Annotated in this window: 20 protein-coding genes; 14 read left to right on the forward strand and 6 right to left on the reverse strand. The window is 63.6% G+C overall.

All coding sequences use genetic code 11. The features are described from left to right. Positions 1–46: 46 nt before the first annotated feature. From HU715_RS12835 to HU715_RS12850, 4 genes are all read left to right on the forward strand, one after another. The gene (locus tag HU715_RS12835) at positions 47–1,045 is read left to right on the forward strand and encodes a LacI family DNA-binding transcriptional regulator (RefSeq protein WP_186710215.1); all 999 of its coding nucleotides are present in this window, start codon (positions 47–49) and stop codon (positions 1,043–1,045) included. A gap of 233 nt (positions 1,046–1,278) precedes the next feature. After that, positions 1,279–2,232: a TAXI family TRAP transporter solute-binding subunit gene (locus HU715_RS12840; RefSeq protein WP_186710213.1), complete on the forward strand. Its 954-nt coding sequence runs from the start codon at positions 1,279–1,281 to the stop codon at positions 2,230–2,232. 78 nt (positions 2,233–2,310) lie between these two features. Then, positions 2,311–4,338, forward strand: coding sequence for a TRAP transporter permease (locus tag HU715_RS12845; protein ID WP_186710211.1), 2,028 nt, complete (start codon positions 2,311–2,313; stop codon positions 4,336–4,338). Then, positions 4,335–4,721 carry a DUF1850 domain-containing protein gene (locus HU715_RS12850; RefSeq protein WP_186710209.1) on the forward strand — a complete coding sequence of 129 codons (387 nt, stop codon included), beginning with the start codon at positions 4,335–4,337 and terminating at the stop codon, positions 4,719–4,721. The genes HU715_RS12845 and HU715_RS12850 overlap by 4 nt, the downstream gene beginning before the upstream one ends. 202 nt (positions 4,722–4,923) lie before the next feature. Here HU715_RS12850 and HU715_RS12855 read toward each other — a convergent pair whose 3' ends face one another. Beyond that, a complete protein-coding gene (locus HU715_RS12855; RefSeq protein WP_186710205.1) occupies positions 4,924–6,015 on the reverse strand; it encodes an SMP-30/gluconolactonase/LRE family protein in 1,092 nt (363 codons plus the stop codon). 295 nt (positions 6,016–6,310) lie between these two features. On the opposite strand from HU715_RS12855, the gene HU715_RS12860 reads away from it, so the two are divergent. Together HU715_RS12860 and HU715_RS12865 are read left to right on the forward strand one after the other, a co-directional pair. Continuing rightward, positions 6,311–7,276, forward strand: coding sequence for an EamA family transporter (locus HU715_RS12860; RefSeq protein ID WP_186710204.1), 966 nt, complete (start codon positions 6,311–6,313; stop codon positions 7,274–7,276). A gap of 335 nt (positions 7,277–7,611) precedes the next feature. After that, positions 7,612–8,472: a CAP domain-containing protein gene (locus tag HU715_RS12865; protein ID WP_186710203.1), complete on the forward strand. Its 861-nt coding sequence runs from the start codon at positions 7,612–7,614 to the stop codon at positions 8,470–8,472. Positions 8,473–8,624: 152 nt separating this feature from the next. Here HU715_RS12865 and HU715_RS12870 read toward each other — a convergent pair whose 3' ends face one another. The 4 genes from HU715_RS12870 to ggt all read right to left on the reverse strand — a co-directional run bounded on the left by HU715_RS12870 (position 8,625) and on the right by ggt (position 13,004). Continuing rightward, positions 8,625–9,257: a Vgb family protein gene (locus HU715_RS12870; protein WP_186710202.1), complete on the reverse strand. Its 633-nt coding sequence runs from the start codon at positions 9,255–9,257 to the stop codon at positions 8,625–8,627. Between the two features lie 34 nt (positions 9,258–9,291). Further along, on the reverse strand, positions 9,292–10,512 hold the full coding sequence (locus HU715_RS12875) for a helix-turn-helix domain-containing protein (RefSeq protein WP_186710201.1): 1,221 nt from the start codon (positions 10,510–10,512) through the stop codon (positions 9,292–9,294). A 194-nt stretch (positions 10,513–10,706) separates the two neighbouring features. After that, a complete protein-coding gene (locus HU715_RS12880) occupies positions 10,707–11,240 on the reverse strand; it encodes a cysteine hydrolase family protein (protein ID WP_186710199.1) in 534 nt (177 codons plus the stop codon). A gap of 36 nt (positions 11,241–11,276) precedes the next feature. Beyond that, positions 11,277–13,004, reverse strand: coding sequence for a gamma-glutamyltransferase (gene ggt / locus HU715_RS12885; protein WP_186710197.1), 1,728 nt, complete (start codon positions 13,002–13,004; stop codon positions 11,277–11,279). A gap of 298 nt (positions 13,005–13,302) precedes the next feature. On the opposite strand from ggt, the gene HU715_RS12890 reads away from it, so the two are divergent. Further along, complete coding sequence (locus HU715_RS12890) at positions 13,303–13,734, forward strand: GNAT family N-acetyltransferase (RefSeq protein WP_186710195.1); 432 nt, start codon at positions 13,303–13,305, stop codon at positions 13,732–13,734. A 128-nt stretch (positions 13,735–13,862) separates the two neighbouring features. On the opposite strand, the gene HU715_RS12895 is transcribed toward HU715_RS12890, so the two are convergent. Continuing rightward, positions 13,863–14,213: a hypothetical protein gene (locus HU715_RS12895; RefSeq protein WP_186710193.1), complete on the reverse strand. Its 351-nt coding sequence runs from the start codon at positions 14,211–14,213 to the stop codon at positions 13,863–13,865. 135 nt (positions 14,214–14,348) lie between these two features. On the opposite strand from HU715_RS12895, the gene HU715_RS12900 reads away from it, so the two are divergent. From HU715_RS12900 to HU715_RS12930, 7 genes are all read left to right on the forward strand, one after another. Continuing rightward, entirely contained in the window at positions 14,349–14,684 is a 336-nt protein-coding gene (locus HU715_RS12900) for a DUF6388 family protein (protein WP_186710191.1), read from the forward strand. A 230-nt stretch (positions 14,685–14,914) separates the two neighbouring features. Next, positions 14,915–15,307: a sulfurtransferase complex subunit TusD gene (gene tusD / locus HU715_RS12905; protein ID WP_053123601.1), complete on the forward strand. Its 393-nt coding sequence runs from the start codon at positions 14,915–14,917 to the stop codon at positions 15,305–15,307. After that, positions 15,307–15,669, forward strand: coding sequence for a sulfurtransferase complex subunit TusC (gene tusC / locus HU715_RS12910; protein ID WP_186710189.1), 363 nt, complete (start codon positions 15,307–15,309; stop codon positions 15,667–15,669). The genes tusD and tusC overlap by 1 nt, the downstream gene beginning before the upstream one ends. Continuing rightward, positions 15,669–15,962, forward strand: a complete 294-nt coding sequence (tusB, locus tag HU715_RS12915) for a sulfurtransferase complex subunit TusB (protein ID WP_186710187.1) — start codon at positions 15,669–15,671, stop codon at positions 15,960–15,962. The genes tusC and tusB overlap by 1 nt, the downstream gene beginning before the upstream one ends. Continuing rightward, the gene (locus tag HU715_RS12920) at positions 15,959–16,294 is read left to right on the forward strand and encodes a TusE/DsrC/DsvC family sulfur relay protein (protein WP_186710185.1); all 336 of its coding nucleotides are present in this window, start codon (positions 15,959–15,961) and stop codon (positions 16,292–16,294) included. The genes tusB and HU715_RS12920 overlap by 4 nt, the downstream gene beginning before the upstream one ends. Further along, positions 16,291–17,292, forward strand: coding sequence for a glycosyl transferase family protein (locus HU715_RS12925; RefSeq protein WP_186710184.1), 1,002 nt, complete (start codon positions 16,291–16,293; stop codon positions 17,290–17,292). The genes HU715_RS12920 and HU715_RS12925 overlap by 4 nt, the downstream gene beginning before the upstream one ends. A gap of 88 nt (positions 17,293–17,380) precedes the next feature. Further along, positions 17,381–18,385 (forward strand): glutathione S-transferase family protein, encoded by a 1,005-nt coding sequence (locus tag HU715_RS12930; protein WP_186710183.1) that lies wholly within the window; start codon positions 17,381–17,383, stop codon positions 18,383–18,385. The last annotated feature ends 11 nt before the right edge of the window (positions 18,386–18,396 follow it).

An 18,396-nucleotide genomic window follows, 5' to 3' on the forward strand; every position in this document is an offset into this window, starting at 1 on the left:
ACCTGCGGTAAGCTCCCCCACCGTCCCCCTGTTCCCCGAGGTGATTTTGTCCAACATTCGTGAAGTGGCCCGGCTGGCGGGTGTTTCAGTGGCCACGGTGTCCAGAACGCTGAAATCCCCCGAGCGGGTGCTTCCCGAGACCCGGGACAAGGTCAACGCAGCAGTGGAACAGGCCGGCTACCGGCCCAACCTGATGGCGGTGCAGTTTCGCTCCCGCCGCACCGGCAACCTGGTGATCCTGGTGCCGGCCATCGCCAACACGTTTTTCGCCCGGGTCATCAGTGGCGCGCAGCAGGCCGCGCAGGCGGCGGGTTACCGATTGCTGCTGTGCGACACCCAGGGCCGGGTGGAGATCGAGCGAGAGTTCGCCGCCCTGGTCTATGCCCGCCAGGCGGACGGGGTGATCCAGTTGCGCGCCAGCGATCCTTACGCATCGATGCCCGCAGGCGCTGATAGCCTGCCGCTGGTCAACGCCTGTGAAGTGGTCAAGGGGGCCCCCTACCCGACCATCAGCCTCGACAACCGCGCCGCCGCCCAGGCCATGACCAAGCATCTGATCGGCCTCGGCCACCGCCGCATCGGCATCATCAAGGGACCGCGCAGTAGCCCGCTGACCCTGGACCGCGTGGCCGGATATCAGGATGCCCTGGGCCAGGCCGGCATCGCCGTCGACCCCAGCCTGATTTGCCATGGCGACTTCACCTTGAAGGCCGGTGACGACGGCGCTGGCGCGATGCTGGCGTTGGCCGACCGCCCCAGCGCGCTGTTCTGTGAAAACGACGAAATGGCCATCGGCGCGCTCAGGCGCATCAAGCACATGGGCCTGCGAGTGCCCGAGGATATTTCCCTGGTGGGCTTTGACGACATCCCATTCGCCGCCTACTGCGACCCGCCCCTGACCACCATTTCCCAGCCTGCCGAAGCGTTTGGTCAAAAGGCGGTGCAGATGCTGATTGCCTTGATCGAGAAGAAGCCGATTGCCGAACGGCATGTGGTGTTGCCGTTTGAGTTGACGGTGCGTGGCAGTACAGCGCCCCTGGCGTGACCGGGAACCTGTGGCGAGGGAGCTTGCTCCCGCTGGAGCGCGCAGCGGCCCCAAAGCAGGACTCAATCAACCTGACACTCCGCGCTGCCTGGTCGAGGGGCTGCTACGCAGCCCAGCGGGAGCAAGCTCCCTCGCCACAAAAAGCCTTTACGGTGCCTCGACTCGCCTCCGCCCCCGTTTGAACTACAGTGGAAGGACTCTGCATAAAGCCATAACAAGACGGAGAGTTTCCCATGCGAGTCAACAAGCGCTTCACCCTCCTGGCCGCCGCGGCAGCCTTGGCGGTCACCACCACCGCTCACGCGGCTCCCCCGGTGTTTATCAATATCCTGACCGGGGGCACCAGCGGGGTTTATTACCCGATCGGGGTTGGGCTTTCACAGATCTACAGCAGCGGCATCGAAGGTTCCAAGACGTCGGTCCAGGCCACCAAGGCGTCGGTGGAAAACCTGAACCTGCTGCAAGCCGGGCGCGGTGAGTTGGCCCTGGCCTTGGGCGACTCGGTGGCCGACGCGAAAAACGGCGTGGAGGATGCCGGCTTCAAGGCACCGCTGACCAAGCTGCGGGCGATTGCCGGCGCGTACCCCAATTACATCCAGATCGTTGCCAGCGAGGAATCGGGGATCAAGACCCTGGCGGACCTCAAGGGCAAGACCGTTTCCGTGGGCGCGGCGAAATCCGGCACCGAGCTCAACGCCCGGGCGATCTTCAAGGCGGCCGGCCTCACCTACAACGACATGAAGGTCCAATACCTGCCGTTCGCCGAGTCGGTTGACCTGATCAAGAACCGGCAACTGGACGCCACCCTGCAATCCTCCGGCCTGGGCATGGCGGCCATTCGTGACCTGGCGTCGACGATGAAGTTGAATTACGTGTCGATTCCCACCGATGTGGTGGAGAAAATCGGCAACCCGGCCTACCAGAGCGCGATGATCCCCGCCAACACCTACGATGGCCAGGCTGATGCCGTGCCCACCGTGGCCATCACCAATATCCTGGTGACCCGCGCGGACGTCCCGGACGAAGTGGCCTACCAGATGACCAAGCTGCTGTTCGACAACCTCGCCCGCCTGGGCACTTCCCATTCGGCGGCCAAGGACATCAACCTGAAAAACGCCGCGAAAAACCTGCCCATCGCGCTCCACCCCGGTGCCGAGCGCTACTACAAGGAAGTGGGCGCGCTATAGCCCCTGGCCTGCAACGGCGCGCGTCGCCGTTGCAGCATTGCCTTTCGCATCCGCACGTCGACAACAGGCAGGCATTTCATGAGTGAAGACCAGCACGGCATCGCCACGGACCCGAGGGACTGGCCCAAGACGCTGTTTTACGTGGCGTTGCTGTTTTCCATCTTTCAAATCATCACGGCAGCCTTTTCACCGGTTTCCAGCATTGTGCTGCGGGCGGTGCATGTGGGCTTTCTGCTGTGGGTGGTGTTCCTCAGCTACCCCGCCCATGGCAAGCAACGACCCTGGCAACCCCTGGCTTGGGCGTTGGGCCTGGCGGGAATGGCAACGGCGCTCTATCAATGGGTGTTCGAGGCCGACCTGATCCAGCGTTCCGGCGACCTGACGACTGCCGACATGGTCATCGGCATCATGTTGATCGTGCTGGTGTTCGAGGCGGCGCGGCGGGTGATGGGCATCGCCTTGCCGATCATCTGCGGCCTGTTCCTGGCCTATGGCCTGTTCGGCGAACACCTGCCAGGCGACCTGGCCCATCGCGGCTACGGCGTCGATCAACTCGTCAATCAACTGTCCTTCGGCACCGAAGGGCTCTACGGCACGCCGACCTATGTATCGGCCACTTACATTTTCCTGTTCATCCTGTTTGGCGCCTTCCTGGAAAAGGCCGGCATGATCAAGCTGTTCACCGATTTCGCCATGGGCCTGTTCGGTCACAAGCTGGGCGGTCCGGCGAAGGTGTCGGTGGTGTCGTCGGCGCTGATGGGCACCATCACCGGCTCGGGCATCGCCAACGTGGTGACGACCGGGCAGTTCACCATTCCGCTGATGAAACGCTTTGGCTACAAGGCGGCGTTTGCCGGCGGCGTGGAAGCGACGTCGAGCATGGGCAGCCAGATCATGCCACCCGTGATGGGCGCGGTGGCGTTCATCATGGCCGAAACCATCAACGTGCCGTTCGTGGAAATCGCCAAGGCCGCGCTGATACCGGCGTGCCTGTATTTCGGCTCGGTATTTTGGATGGTTCACTTGGAAGCCAAGCGCTCCGACCTCAAGGGCCTGCCCAAGGACCAATGCCCGAGCGCCTGGGGCGCGGTCAAGGAGAGCTGGTTCCTGCTGATCCCGCTGGGGGTGCTGGTCTATCTGCTGTTTTCCGGACGCACGCCGCTGTTCTCCGGCATGGTCGGGCTGGCGCTGACGGCCATCGTGATTCTCGGTTCGGCGATCATTCTCAAAGTTTCCAACTACGCCTTGCGCTGCGCCTTCTGGGTCGCGCTGGGCATTCTGTGCGTCGGTTTCTTCCGGCTGGGCATCGGTATCGTGTTCGCGGTGATCGGCCTGCTGGTGGTGGCGTGCTGGTTCATTCAAGGCACGCGGGAAACCCTGGTCATCTGCCTGCATGCCTTGGTGGATGGCGCACGTCACGCTGTTCCGGTGGGGATCGCCTGCGCCTTGGTCGGCACCATCATCGCCGTGGTGTCGCTGACGGGCGTGGCGTCCACCTTCGCCGGCTACATCCTGGCGATCGGCAAGGACAACCTGTTCCTGTCGCTGCTGCTGACCATGCTCACCTGCCTGGTGCTGGGCATGGGCATCCCGACCATTCCCAACTACATCATCACCAGCTCCATCGCCGCGCCGGCCCTGCTGGAACTGGGCGTGCCGCTGATCGTGTCGCACATGTTCGTGTTCTATTTCGGCATCCTCGCCGACCTGACCCCGCCCGTGGCACTGGCGTGTTTCGCCGCCGCGCCCATTGCCCGGGAAAGTGGCCTGAAGATCAGCTTCTGGGCGGTGCGCATCGCCCTCGCCGGTTTCGTCATCCCGTTCATGACGGTCTATAACCCGGCCTTGATGCTCCAGGGCGACAACCTGTGGATGACCGCGTACATGCTGGTCAAGACGTTGTTGGCCATTGGGCTCTGGGGGATGGCATCCACCGGTTATATGCAACAGAAAATGCCGGTGTGGGAACGCCTGTTGTGCTTTGCCGCTGGCGCGTTACTGGTGGTTGCCCTGCCCCTGACTGATGAGATTGGCTTCGTGCTGGGTGGGCTGCTGATCTTCCAGCATGTTTGGCGCGCACGACGTAGCGGACGGGCCTTGGCGTGATCGGGCTGTGCCTGGGCCTGTCCGGCGTGGTCTGGGCCCAGCTTGCCGTGACCGATTTCACCCTGGCGTGGGACCACACCATCGAGAAGATCCGCTGGGAGGAAGACTATCGCGTCAGTGAGCAGGGGCTGGTCCTGGGTGAGGCCAGGGTCAAGGGCAACGGCGCGGGCATGGAGATTCCCGACGATGCCCGGCTGGGAAATGGCAGCTGGCACTATCAGCGCCAGGTGCCACCCCTGCAACCGCTGAAACTGGGGCGCACGCCCCAGGCCGGTGATTATCAATTGTGTTTCGACGGGGGTTGTCGGCCGATGAGTCATTGGTTGGGGCCGCCTACGGCGGGCCAGCCGACGGTGGAGCTGTGGAGTTGCGGACAGTCCTGAGCCCATCAGAAAACACCTGAGAAAAAGTAGACGTCTGTGGCGAGGGAGCTTGCTCCCGCTGGGCTGCGTAGCAGCCCCTCAACCAGGTAGTGCGGTGTGTCTGGTTGATTCAATCAGTTTCATTGGGGGCCGCTTCGCGCCCCAGCGGGAGCAAGCTCCCTCGCCACAGAGACCATCACGCCATCGAAGATGGGTGCTTCAATCAGGCAAACGTCGCCCCTCGGGTATTCACGAACAGCGAATACAACGAGTGGCTGCCGGCCATGAACAACCGATTGCCTTCCCGGCCGCCGAAGCAGACGTTAGGGCATCGCTCCGGCAGGGAGATGTGCCCGATGGCCTTTCCTTCGGGGTTGAACACCCGCACGCCGTCGAGTTTTTCCAGGTCGGCCTTGGGGTCGCCATTGCCGCCCCAACCGCACCAGAGGTTGCCGCTTTCATCGCACTTGATGCCGTCGATCGCCGCGTAATCCAGGCCTTCGATGTGCTTGCGCCGCTCGCCCAGGGTGCCGTCGGCCTTGACCGCGATGGCCCAGACCAAGCGGTTGGGCTTGGCCCGGCCTTCGACCACATAGAGGGTTTTCTCGTCCGGGGAGAAACACAACCCGTTCGGCCCCGCCAGGTCGTCGATCACCCGGCTGACCTTGCTGGTTTCGCCGTCGATGCGGTACACCGCGTGGGGTTGGACCGGGGTGACTTTGTGCCCTTCGTAGTTGTTGCCGGTCTGGAACGGTGGGTCGGTGAACCAGACCGAACCGTCCCGCTTGCAGACGATGTCGTTGGGCGAGTTGAAAGGCTTGCCCTCGAAACTGTCCGCCAGCACGGTGAGGGTGCCGTTGTGTTCGGTGCGAGTGATACGCCGGCCTTCGCTGGCGGTGGTGGAGCCTTCGCACACCAGCAGTCGCCCCTGGCGATCGCGACACATGCCGTTGGAGAAATTGGAGTTTTCCCGGTACACCGACAGGCCACCGGTAATTTCATCCCAGCGCACGATGCGGTTGTTGGGGATGTCACTGACCAGCAAGTAACGCCCGTCACCGACCCACACCGGCCCTTCTGCCCAACGCAGGCCGCTGGCGAGTTTCTCCACGCTGGCGTTGAAGATGCGCAAGTCCATGAAGCTGGGATCAAGGATGTTGATCAGCGGGTCCGGGTAACGCTGGCTCAAGGGCTCGGCCTGGGCGAGCCCCGGCAGGTTGCCGAGGGTAGCGGCGGCGGCCGAGACCACCAGGGATTTTTTCAGGAAGACCCGGCGGCCTTGATCGGCGGCGGTTGCAGATTGCGAAGCATCCATCGTGCGTCTCCGTTAATTATTATTGGACGGGGATGACAGTTTTACTCTTTGGTAGGACATCGTACAAGATCAACTCAAACGCTTTCATTTTCCGAGACTCAGGCAGGTTCGCCGGAACAAACCTTTCATTCCCACGCTGATAGAGGCCTTCGGCAGCCCAACGTAGACACCGCGGCGCGTTTCGGCGCTTGTCTCTTGCGAGCCTTATGGGGTACAAATCCATAAGTTGTACGACAACATAAATAATAATATCCACGCTGCCTGACTTCAGCACTTCACTTTTTGAGACCCTGCCATGACCCGCTCCACCGCTACACCTGCTACCCCCACACCGTTACCCCGCCACCTCGCCGTACTTGTCCTGCTGTGTATGGGCTGCGCCTTCGCCGGCAACCACGTCGCCGCCCGGGCCGCGTTCGATGACGGTGCCGGGGTGTTGCTGGCGATCCTGCTGCGTTCGGGCGGGACGCTGCTGGTGCTGGCGGCGATGGTGCTCTGGCAACGGCAAAGCCTGCGCTTGCCGCCCGGTGCGTGGCGTTGGCAATTGACCCTGGGGCTGTTGATCGGCGCCCAGAGCCTGTGCCTGTACTCCGCTGTGGCGCGGGTGCCGGTGGCGTTGGCCTTGTTGGTGGGCAACGTGTTTCCGATCCTGCTGGCCTTGCTGACCTGGGCGTTGGGTGGCCCTCGCCCGACGGCGCGCACCGCCGCGTTGATGGGCATGATCCTGGTGGGGCTGGTGTTCGTGCTGGAAGTGCCGGCGCGGTTGTCGTCTGGGCAGGACGTTGGCCCGCAATGGCTGCTCGGGGTGGGCCTGGCCTTCTGCGCCGCGTGTGTGTTCGCCTGTGCGCTGTGGATCACTGATCACAAGTTGTCCCAGGTGCGCGGTTCAGTTCGCAGCCTGCTGACGATTTTCATCGTGTTCAGCAGCGTCAACCTCGCCGGCCTGACCGGTGCCCTGCCCGGCGGTTTCGACCTGCCGGCCAGCAGCACCGGCTGGTTCGCCCTGGCGACCTTGGTGGTGCTCTATGGCACCGGCTTCATCGTGCTGTTCATTTCCGTGCCCCGCCTGGACATGCCGCGCAACGCCCCGGTGATGAACATCGAACCGCTGGCGACGCTGCTGATCGGTTGGCTGGTGCTGGACCAGATGCTCAACCCGGGCCAGATCCTGGGCGGCGCGATTGTGGTCACGGGCATCGTGTTGCTGACCTATCGCAAGGTTGAGCGGGCCAAGGTGCCGGTGGCTGGAACAGCGAATTGAACTGACTGACCACCCTTGTGGCGAGGGAGCTTGCTCCCGCTCGGCCGGGCTGGCGTTCCAGCGCGAAGCGGTCGCCAATGCCTTGGGCCTGCTTCGCAGGCCAGCGGGAGCAAGCTCCCTCGCCACAAGGGTGTGTTCGGTCAATGCCCCGGCGCCCGCCCTGTCATGGGTTCGCGCAGGCTGAGATTAAGTCTCCGCCCTGCGGAAACTTGTTCCCAAACCCACAGTCCTACCCCAGCCGTGAAAACCTCGCCGACCTGCAGCGACGAATTTTCCAACTGATCGGCGCCAAGCCTGGCGCTAACGCAACTCCCCCTTCTTGAGCCGTTCGCCCCATGCGCCACCCTGTTCGCTCTTGCCGTTTCGTTTCGCTGTGCCTGCTTGCCCTGTTTCCCCTATTCACCAGCCCCGCCCAGGCCCGCGGCGAAAGGCAGCTGGTGGAAGCCATCAACGACTTCCGTAGCCAGTCCCACCGTTGTGAATGGCGCACGGTGCGGGCGGCGCAGCCGTTGGTGCTGCGTTCGAGCCTGGGCTTGCCGACCGGTTTTCGCGGCGGTCTGCGGGACACCTTGAAAGACGCCGGCTATCAAGCCCAGGCCGTGCGCAGCATTCGCCTGACCGATGCGCGGGACGCCGAAGAAGCCTTTGAAATGCTGGCCGATGAACATTGCGCAGCGCTGCTGGACAACCAGTACGCCGATATCGGCGTCAATCGGGTCGGTGATGAATGGCGCGTCGTGCTGGCGCAGCCCATGGGCGGCGCGCGGATGAGCGATGCGGGAGCGTCGGACAAGACGCTGCTGGCCCAGGTCAATGCCGCCAGGGCCAAGCCCCGGATGTGCGGGCGCCAGCGCTTCGCGGCGACTCGGCCGCTGAGCTGGAACGCCGCCTTGGGCACGGCGGCCCAAGGCCACAGCCGGTCGATGGCCCGGGAGAATTATTTCGCCCATCGCGACCCGGACGGACGCTCCACCTCCGATCGGGCCAAGAGCGCCGGTTTTCGCGGACGTAAATTGGGCGAGAACATCGCCGCCGGCCAACGCTCACCAAGCCAGGCCCTGAACGATTGGCTCGCCAGCCCCGGACATTGCGCCAACCTGATGAACCCGATGTTCACCCAAATGGGCGCCGCCTCCGCCCGCGATTCACGCAGCGATGCGGGGGTGTATTGGACGATGGTGCTTGGCGCGCCGTGAAACATTACTCCCAGCGCTGAACCATACGCTGTGGTGGCGAGGGAGCTTGCTCCCGCTGGACTGCGAAGCAGGCCCAAGGCATTGGCGACCGCTTCGCGGTCGAGCGGGAGCAAGCTCCCTCGCCACAAGGGCTACGGCGAATCGGCCAGCGCTCATATAGGCCGACGCACCGCCCGCACCTTGCCACTGCCTCCGCCGCCACAGAAAAACCGGTCGGCCCCATCGGATTCCAACCCCGACACACCGATCCCCGGAGGCATCGTCACGCTTTCCAGCACTTGCGCCGTTTGCGGATCGATGCGCCGCAAGTCGCTCTCGTCGTTTTCCCAGGTGCCATGCCACAGTTCGCCGTCGACCCAGGTCACGCCCGTGACGAAGCGGTTGGACTCGATGGTGCGCAGGACCCGGCCGTCGGCGGGGTCGATCTGCAGGATCTTGCGCGCCTTGTACTGACCGACCCAGAGCGAGCCTTCGGCCCACGCCAGGCCGGAATCATCACCGCTGTTGGGGGCCGGAATCGTGGCCAGGACCTGGCCGGTGCGCGGGTCGATCTTGCGGATACTGTCACCGGCGATCTGGAACAAATGCTCACCGTCGAACGCCGTGCCCGCGTTCGCCGGGACATCAAGCGCATGCACGGTCTGGCCGCTGGCGGGGTCGAGGGCGTGCAGCTTCTCGCCTGAAGCGAACCAGACGCGCTCGCCATCATGGCTGACGCCGTGCACGCAGTCGACGCCCGGGAACGGGCCGTATTCACGCAGGATCTGTGCCTCTGAACGTTTCATTTCACTCGCCTCATCGGTAGGGGTTGAGTGCATCCTAGCCATCGGATGGCAGTGCCGTGAGTAACAATACCGTCGCGAATCCAGGCATCGGCGGCGCCATCCAACGCCGGGCCCTGGCGCGCCCGAACGACTGCGCCTTGCCGGCGGCGGCCAGTGTTTCCAGGGCTCGCTGCACGCTGCGCTGGCTGATGTCCAGGGCCAGCGCCAAAGCCGACGAGGACCAGGCTTCGCCATCGGCCAGTAGCGCCAGCACCGCGCCGTAGGGTTCCTCGACGGGGCGCGCGAGCACCACGACCTCGTCAGCCAGCCGCGGCACCAGGGTAAAACCGCGCGGGGTGGCCTTCACCTCCGCCAACGGGCGAAGCATCGCCCGCAACCGCCCCATCTCGACCCGCAGCCGGGCGCGATGGGACTCATCCGTCAGCTTCAAGCCAAAGCCCTGGGCCATGAGCGCTGCCCTCGACACGTCGCCGGGCCATGCGTGCGCCAATGCCCGCGCCAGGGCGAACAACACCGGGCGCCGAGCCAGGTCGACCTGAATGCCAGCGCCACTGATTCCATAGCGGCACGCGTCCACCACCAGCGCCGCGCCGGCCAACAGGGCTTGCACCTCTTCCAGCACGAGCAGGCGCTCTTCGCCCCGGGCAATCAGGCGCGCGGCGGGCGTGCTCAGTAATTGCCAGGCGCTTTCGATTTCGGCGCTCAGCGCACCGATTCCTGCTTGCTGAGCGGCGTGCCCGGCTCGTTCGAGGGCGGCACGGGCGGTTTGCGTTTGCAGGCGTCGCATGGCGATCCCCGCGGCCACCAACTCGCAAGTCGCCCGAGATGCCAAGGGCAGCCAGGCAAAATCCAGATCAACGAGTTTGAGCTCGGCCTCGTCGAGTCGACCGATCAACAGCAGGCGGCGGATCTCGATCGTGTGGGCATGGGCGACGTTCGCTCGGTCGCCGTGGGTTTCGAGCACCGCCCGCGCGGCATCGAGGCGTTTCATCGGCCATGCCAGGTCACGGGACGCCAGGGCGATTTCACCTTCGGCGATCACACAACGCGCCCGTGCCACCGCCTCCTGGGGCCCGAAGGCCGCGCCGGCCCGACGCATCAGGGCCCGGGCCTTGGCCAGATCGCCCAACTGCGCCATGGCGGTGCCGCGAAGCGCGAGGGCTGGGGCATCGTTGCGCAAGGCGATGCGATTGAGCGCGGCCACGGGGTCTCCCGCTGCCAGTGCGCGCGCTGCCGTGGTGATCTCGTGATCCATGAACAACGACCTTTGTGGCGAGGGAGCTTGCTCCCGCTGGGCTGCGCAGCGGCCCCAAGACCAGGCGCCACGGTGTGTCAGGTTGATGTGGGCAGCTTCATGGGGGACGCTTCGCACCCCAGCGGGAGCAAGCTCCCTCGCCACAAATGCGTGCCCCAACCCAAACCTGCCGCAGCCCAAGCAATGGGTATCGGCTATAAGCGAATGCCAGCCGCCGCCACCACATCGATCCGCGACACCGCGCTGCTCAGCCGCCCCAGCCGGTTGTTGTGATTGGCGATGATCTGCTCGGCCGCCATGCTGCCGTTGTCCACGGTGGAGTGAGCGTCGGCCGCCAGGACCACGTCGTACCCCAGGGCATGGGCCTGGCGCACGGTGGCATTGATGCAACAATCGGTTTGCAACCCGCAGATCACCAGGCGGTCGATGCCCCGGGCTTGCAACAACGGTTGCAGGTCGGTCTGGTAGAAGGCATCGGGGGTGGTCTTGCGCACCCGCAGGTCATCCGCCGCGGTCAACAGGTCGGCGGTCAGTTGCCAGCCGGCAGCGCCATAGGCTAGCGCGCCCTCCAGTTCTTCATGCTGGATCAGGATCACTGTCCGGCCGACAACCCTGGTCCTGGCACTGAGGTCGTTGATGGTCTGGAGGATGCGCTGGCGATCGAAGCACTCTTCTTCGCCGCTGCACAGCGCCTCCTGGACATCGATGATCAGCAATGCGGTGTTCATATTTCCCTCTTCTGACGGTATCGGAGCCGCGCGCCCTCAATAACCCAACGACAGCCCGGTGTTGCGACGAGGATCGTTGGCGCCATAGAAGCGGTTCTTGCCCACGGGCTTGCCGCCCAATGATGGCGCGCCCACCAGGATCGCGGCAATGTGGTTGGGGTCCTGCGGGCCGGCGAACTTGTGCCCCCAGCTTTCCAGCAACTTCTGGGTATCCGGGCTGGCCGCGAAGGTCTCCAGGTTGGTTTCCTCCGGCATCCACTGTTGATGGAAACGCGGCGCGTCGACCGCCTCCTGGAGGTTCATGCCGTAGTCGATCACGTTGAGGATGGTCAGCAACGTCGCGGTGATGATGCGGCTGCCGCCCGGGGTGCCCACCACCATGACCGTCTTGCCGTCCTTGGTGACGATGGTCGGGCTCATGGATGACAACGGCGCCTTGCCCGGCGCGATGGCGTTGGCCTCGCCCTGCACCAGGCCATACATGTTGGGCACGCCGACCTTGGCGGTGAAGTCGTCCATCTCATCGTTGAGGATCACCCCGGTCTTGCTGGCCATGACACCGGCGCCGAACCAGTCGTTCAAGGTGTAGGTGACCGAAACGGCGTTGCCCCACTTGTCGACGATGGAGTAATGGGTGGTGTTGCTGCCCTCATGGGGTGCTACGCCGGGCTTGATCTTCTGCGAGTCGCCGGCCTTTTGCGGCTCGATCGCCGCCCGCAGCTTGGCGGCGTAGTTTTTATCCAGCAGATGGTCGATGGGGTTCTTCACGAAGTCCGGGTCACCCAGGTAGCTGTTGCGGTCCACGTAGGCGTGGCGCATGGCTTCGATCTGGTAGTGCATGCCCTGGGCCGAATGGAACCCCAACTCCTTCATCGGGTAGCCGTCGAGAATGTTCATGATCTGGCACAGCACCACTCCGCCGGAACTGGGCGGCGGCGCCGAGATGATGTGGTAGCCGCGATAGTCGCACTCCACCGGGGCCAGCTCGCGGGTCTTGTATTTGTCCAGGTCGGCCTGGGTGATGATGCCTTTGTTGGCCTGGCTGGAAGTGACCAGGGCATCGGCGACCCAGCCCTTGTAGAAACCGTCGGCACCCTTGGCGGAAATTTCCCGTAGGGTCTTGGCGAGGTCCTTTTGCACCAGCTTCTGGCCGACCTGCATGGGCTCGCCGTTGTGCAGGAAGATCGCACCGGAGTCACGCATGTCTTTCTTGAACACCTCGGTGGCGGTTTCCAGCAGATCGACATCGCCCTGCTCCAGGGTGAAGCCTTCCTCGGCGAACTGGATGGCCGGCGCGATCAGTTCCGCCCGGGGCTTGCTGCCGTACTTGCTCAACGCCAGTTCCATGCCGGACACGGTGCCGGGCACACCCACTGCCAAGTGGCCGCGGGTGCTGAGCTCGGGCACGACGTTGCCGTCCTTGTCCAAGTACATGTTCGCTGTGGCGGCCAGGGGGGCTTTTTCGCGGAAATCCAGGAACGTCTTGCGGCCATCGGCCAGTTGCAGGGTCATGAAACCGCCCCCGCCCAGGTTGCCTGCCGCCGGATACACCACCGCCAGGGCATAGCCCACCGCCACCGCCGCATCCACGGCATTGCCGCCGTTCTTGAGCACATCGACCCCGACATGGGTCGCCAGGTGCTGGGCGGTGACCACCATGCCGTTTTCGGCGGCCACTGGCGCCTGGGAGGCGGCGTACGTCGATAAACAACCGAGGGTCAATGACGTAGCGATGAGGGTCCGGGCTAAGGATTCGAACTTCATGAGTCGGCCTCTTCTTGTTTTAGAAAGTCGGGGGAGCGCATCAAGAGCACAAGTGTCCTGTATCACCTGTGGGAGCAAGGCTTGCCCGCGATGGCATCGCCTCGGCTTTTCAGTTACACCGAGATGTGTGCATCGCGGGCAAGCCTTGCTCCCACTTTTTTTGACGAGTGGATGTTTCAGGACATTTCAGTATGGCTGGGTTTGGGTAATTCGCCCGTTTCAAGTCAACCGGATGACGTCAGGGCAGCCTTTGGGATAGGCTCCTGCGGTTCATCTTGACTGCATAAGGACATCGCCGATGACGCTACGAATCGAACGCACGGACACACCTACCGACGAAGAACGCCAGGCCATCCTCGCGCCGCTACGCGCCTATAACACCGCCAAGACCGGCGGGACGGTGCCGGAACTGGTGGCTTGGCTGGTGCGGGATGAACAGGGGGAAATTGTCGGTGGGCTGTACGGCCGAGTGTTTTTTAGCTGGCTGTACATCGAATTGCTGGTCGTGCCGGAACAGGCCCGGGGCCAGGGCACCGGCTCGACCCTGATGCAAATGGCCGAAGAATTGGCCCGGGAGAAAAACTGCGTGGGCATCTGGCTCGACACCTTCGACTTCCAGGCGCCGGCGTTCTACCGCAAACACGGCTTCACGGAAATCGGCCAGATCGACGACTACCCGCCGGGCCACCAGCACTTTTTCCTTCAGAAGCGCCTGACTCAGGCCCATTGAAATACTGATCCTGTGGGAGCGGGCTTGCTCGCGAAGGCGGAGAATCAGTCGACAACAATGTTGAATGATTAACCGCTTTCGCGAGCAAGCCCGCTCCCACACTCGATCCGGTTTTCAATTCGGATTGCTTAAAGACAAGTCGCCAACGCCGCCAACCGGCGCTTGGCCACGAAGTCGTCATGCTTGGCGTAATAACTCAACTCGGTGCCCGTCGCACCGGCGTGCAAATCGACAAACGATTCGGCGGAGCGGGTATAGACCGTCGAGCCGCCCTTCTTGCCCGGTTGCAGGTAGGCGCCGGCATCAACGCCGAATACTGCCTCGTCCTGCCAGGAAAACTGCACGCACTGGGCCACGACCTGTTCCGGTTTGTCCGAGCTCAGGGTCTTGTAAGGGGCCTGGGTCCGGGCTTCATTCATCGCCGAACCCGCGCAGCCGGCCAGCAAGGTGGCGGCCAGGGCCACGGTCAACATTCGCATTGCGTTCACTCATCGAGAAAAAAAACGGACTGTAGCACTGCGGCCCCAGTCATCGTGCTGCTTTACTGAAATTTACCCGCGACAGCGAACACCGATTCACGCACTCTGTCGCGCCCTGTCCCCCAAGGAGTGACCATGGCGGCAACCGAACAGCAACACGAACGAGCCTTGGAACGGTTTCTCGATGAGCGCCCCGAACTGCGCCACGAACTGGACCACCTCAACCCGCTGCTGGCCCAGGCCAAGGGCGAGACCGCCACGCAGTACCGCGCCGAGCGCTTGCATGAAGCGTTCGAAGCCGAGGCCGAGCGCCTGGGGCTGTTTGCCTGGGAACTGACCCTGCAACTGACCGCCGCCTCGCCCGAGGACTACCAGGCCCAGCGCCTGGAGGTGCATAAGGAAGTGGCGGAAATGGCGGGGATGGAGTGGGCCGAGTATTGCGAGCTCAATGGCCTAAAGGCCAAGCACTGAACCCTTGTGGCGAGGGAGCTTGCTCCCGCTGGCCTGCGCAGCAGGCCTAAAAAAAGCAACTCATTCAACCTGACACACTGCGTTGCCTGATCCAGGGGCTGCTGCGCAGCCCAGCGGGAGCAAGCTCCCTCGCCACAGGGTCATCCTCCAAAGGCCTCGCCCTCTCCTCACAATCGCCCCACCGCCCATAAAGCTTTATCATGGCCGCAGTTTTGCTGATCGGGTCTGTCATGAAGTTCGCCATTGCGCTGTTTTCCGCCGCTCATGCGCCCTCCTCGCGCCGTGCCTTGCTGTTTGCCCAGGCGGCGCTGGCGGGTGGGCATGAGATCGTACGGCTGTTTTTCTATCAGGACGGCGTCTACAACGCCTGTGCCAGTGTCGTCACGCCCCAGGACGAGCAGGACCTGCCCCAGCAGTGGCGCGCCTTTGTCAGCGACAACCGGCTCGACGGCGTGGTCTGCATCGCCGCGGCGTTGCGCCGTGGCGTGTTGAACGAGGAAGAGGCCCAGCGCTATCAGCGCTCGGCGGCCAGTGTCGAAGCGCCCTGGGCCTTGTCCGGGCTGGGCCAGTTGCACGATGCGATCCAGGACGCCGACCGCTTGATCTGTTTTGGAGGCGCATGATGGCCAAGTCTTTACTGCTGATCAGCCGCCAAGCCCCATGGTCCGGCCCCGGCGCCCGTGAAGCGCTGGACATCGTCCTCGCCGGCGGGGCGTTCGACCTGCCCATCGGCCTGCTGTTTCTCGATGACGGCGTGTTCCAGCTCAGCGCCGGCCAAAACGCCAAGGCAGTCCAGCAAAAGGACCTGAGCGCCAACCTGCAGGCCTTGCCGATGTTCGGTGTCGACGACCTGTTTCTCTGCGCCGACAGCGCCGCCGAACGCGGCGTCGCCACCGATGCCCTGGCGCTGGGCGAGGTGAAAGTACTGGGCGCCGCGGACATCGCCGCGCTCATCGACCGCTACGACCAGGTGATCACCCTCTGATGTCGACTTTGCATGTGTTGTCTCATTCGCCCTTCGGCGACAACCGCCTCGCCAGTTGCCTGCGGGTACTGGGCAATCAGGATGCGCTGCTGTTGTGCGGCGACGCGACGTACGCGTTGCAACCGGGCAGCCCACCGTTCGAAGTGCTGCAGGCTGCGGGCGTGAGCCTGTTCGTGCTCGCCGAAGACTTACAGGCCCGCGCCCTGGACACGCCAGACTGGGCCGAAGCCATCAACTACTCAGGTTTCGTCGAACTGTCGATCGAGCACGACAAGGTCAACACCTGGCTATGAATACGCTGAACGTGGGCGGTCGCGCCATCGCATTGGACAAGGACGGCTACCTGGTCGACCTGGACGACTGGTCGGCCGAAGTCGCCACCGCCCTGGCCGCCGCCGAAGACATCGACTTGAGCCCCGAACACTGGGAAATCCTCGAACTGCTGCGCGGCTTCTACGACGAATTCCAACTCTCCCCCGCGACCCGGCCGCTGATCAAATACACGGCGCTGAAACTGGGGGCGGACAAAGGCAACAGCCTGCACCTGAACCGATTGTTCAAAGGCACTCCCGCCAAACTCGCCGCCAAGCTGGCGGGCCTGCCCAAACCGACGAATTGCTTATGACCGACTTCCCAGCGCTGACCCTTGAAACCCCGGCCGAACACCCATTCGCCCAGTTCGTGCGCATCCTTGGCAAAGGCAAGCGCGGCGCCCGCAACCTGACCCGCGAAGAAGCCCGCGAAGCCATGGGCCTGGTCCTCGATGAAAAAGTCGAGGACACCCAACTGGGCGCCTTCCTGATGCTGCTGCGGCACAAGGAAGAAAGCGCCGAGGAAATGGCCGGCTTCACCGAAGCCCTGCGTGAGCGCCTGGTGGTTCCGGCGTTGACGGTGGACCTCGACTGGCCGACCTACGCCGGCAAGAAGCGCCATTTGCCGTGGTACCTGCTGGCGGCCAAATGCCTGGGGCAGAACGGCGTGCGGATCTTCATGCACGGCGGCGGCGCTCACACCGCCGGGCGGCTCTACACCGAACAATTGCTGGGCTTGCTGCGGATCCCGCTGTGCAGGGATTGGCAACAGGTCGGCAGCGCGCTGGACAACGGCGGCCTGGCCTTCATGCCGCTGGTGGATTGGGCGCCGCAAATGCAGCGCATGATCGACCTGCGCAACACCCTGGGCCTGCGCTCGCCGATCCATTCCCTGGCGCGGATCCTCAATCCGCTGGCGGCTCGTTGCGGCTTGCAAAGCATCTTCCACCCGGGCTACCAGGCCGTGCATCGCGATGCCAGCGGCCTGCTCGGTGACACCGCCATCGTAATCAAGGGCGACGGCGGCGAGATCGAGATCAACCCGGACGCCGATAGCCACCTGTATGGCACCACTGGCGGCACCAGTTGGGACGAAGAATGGCCGCGACTGGCCGAGCAGCGCCACGTCAAACCCGAGCGCCTCGACCCCGAGCACTTGAAGGCAATCTGGCGCGGTGACGTCGAGGACAGCTACCCGCAACTGGCCCTGATCGCCACCATGGCATTGGCCCTGCGTGGCCTGGGCCTGGCTCGCGAAGAAGCGTTCGAAAAAGCCCAGCAGTATTGGGACGCCCGGGACCGTTCGATTTAACCGATCATTAACGCCCAACCTTTGCGCTTTTAGTTCGAACCTATCGGAATAGACTCGTCTCCAATGATTATTGAGCGAGGACATTCAGATGGGTTTGTTGGTCGAGGGCCGCTGGCAGGACCAGTGGTATGAAAGCAAGGACGGCAGTTTCCAGCGCGAGCAGGCGCAACGCCGCAATTGGGTGACCGCCGACGGCAGCGCCGGCCCTTCCGGCGAGAGCGGCTTTGCCGCCGAGGCCGGGCGCTACCATTTGTATGTCTCCCTGGCCTGCCCCTGGGCCCACCGCACGCTGATCTTTCGCAAGCTCAAGGGCCTGGAAAATCTGATCGACGTCTCGGTGGTCAGCTACCTGATGCTGGAGAACGGCTGGACCTTCGACAAGGCCCACGGCTCCACGGGTGACAAACTCGACGATCTGCAATTCCTTCATCAGCGCTACACCGCCGACACGCCGGACTACACCGGTCGCGTCACCGTGCCGGCGCTGTGGGACAAACAGCAACGGCGCATCGTCAGCAACGAATCGGCGGAAATCATCCGCATGTTCAACAGCGCCTTCGACGGCTTGACCGGCAACGACCTGGACCTGTATCCCGAAAACCTGCGCGGCGAGATCGACGCGTTGAACGAGCGCATCTACCCGGCGGTGAACAACGGCGTCTATCGCGCTGGATTCGCCACGGCCCAAGCGGCGTACGAAGAAGCCTTCGACCGATTATTTGCCGAGCTGGATTGGCTGGAAACGTTGCTGGCAAACCGTCGTTACCTGGCGGGCGAATACCTGACCGAGGCCGACATCCGGCTCTTCACCACGATGATCCGCTTCGACGCGGTGTACTTCGGCCATTTCAAATGCAACCTGCGGCGCATCGCCGATTACCCGAACCTGTCGAACTGGCTGCGGGAGCTGTATCAATGGCCGGGGATTGCCGACACCGTGGATTTCACCCATATCCAGGGCCATTACTACGGCAGCCACAAGACCATCAATCCGAATGGGATCGTGCCCAAGGGGCCGAAGCAGGATTTTACGGTGGCCCATGATCGGGAGCGGTTGAGTGGGAAAGGGATTTGGCGCGGGGCTGGGGATTGATCCTGGATCTT

Source organism: Pseudomonas zanjanensis (genome assembly GCF_014268745.2).
Lineage (GTDB): Bacteria > Pseudomonadota > Gammaproteobacteria > Pseudomonadales > Pseudomonadaceae > Aquipseudomonas > Aquipseudomonas zanjanensis.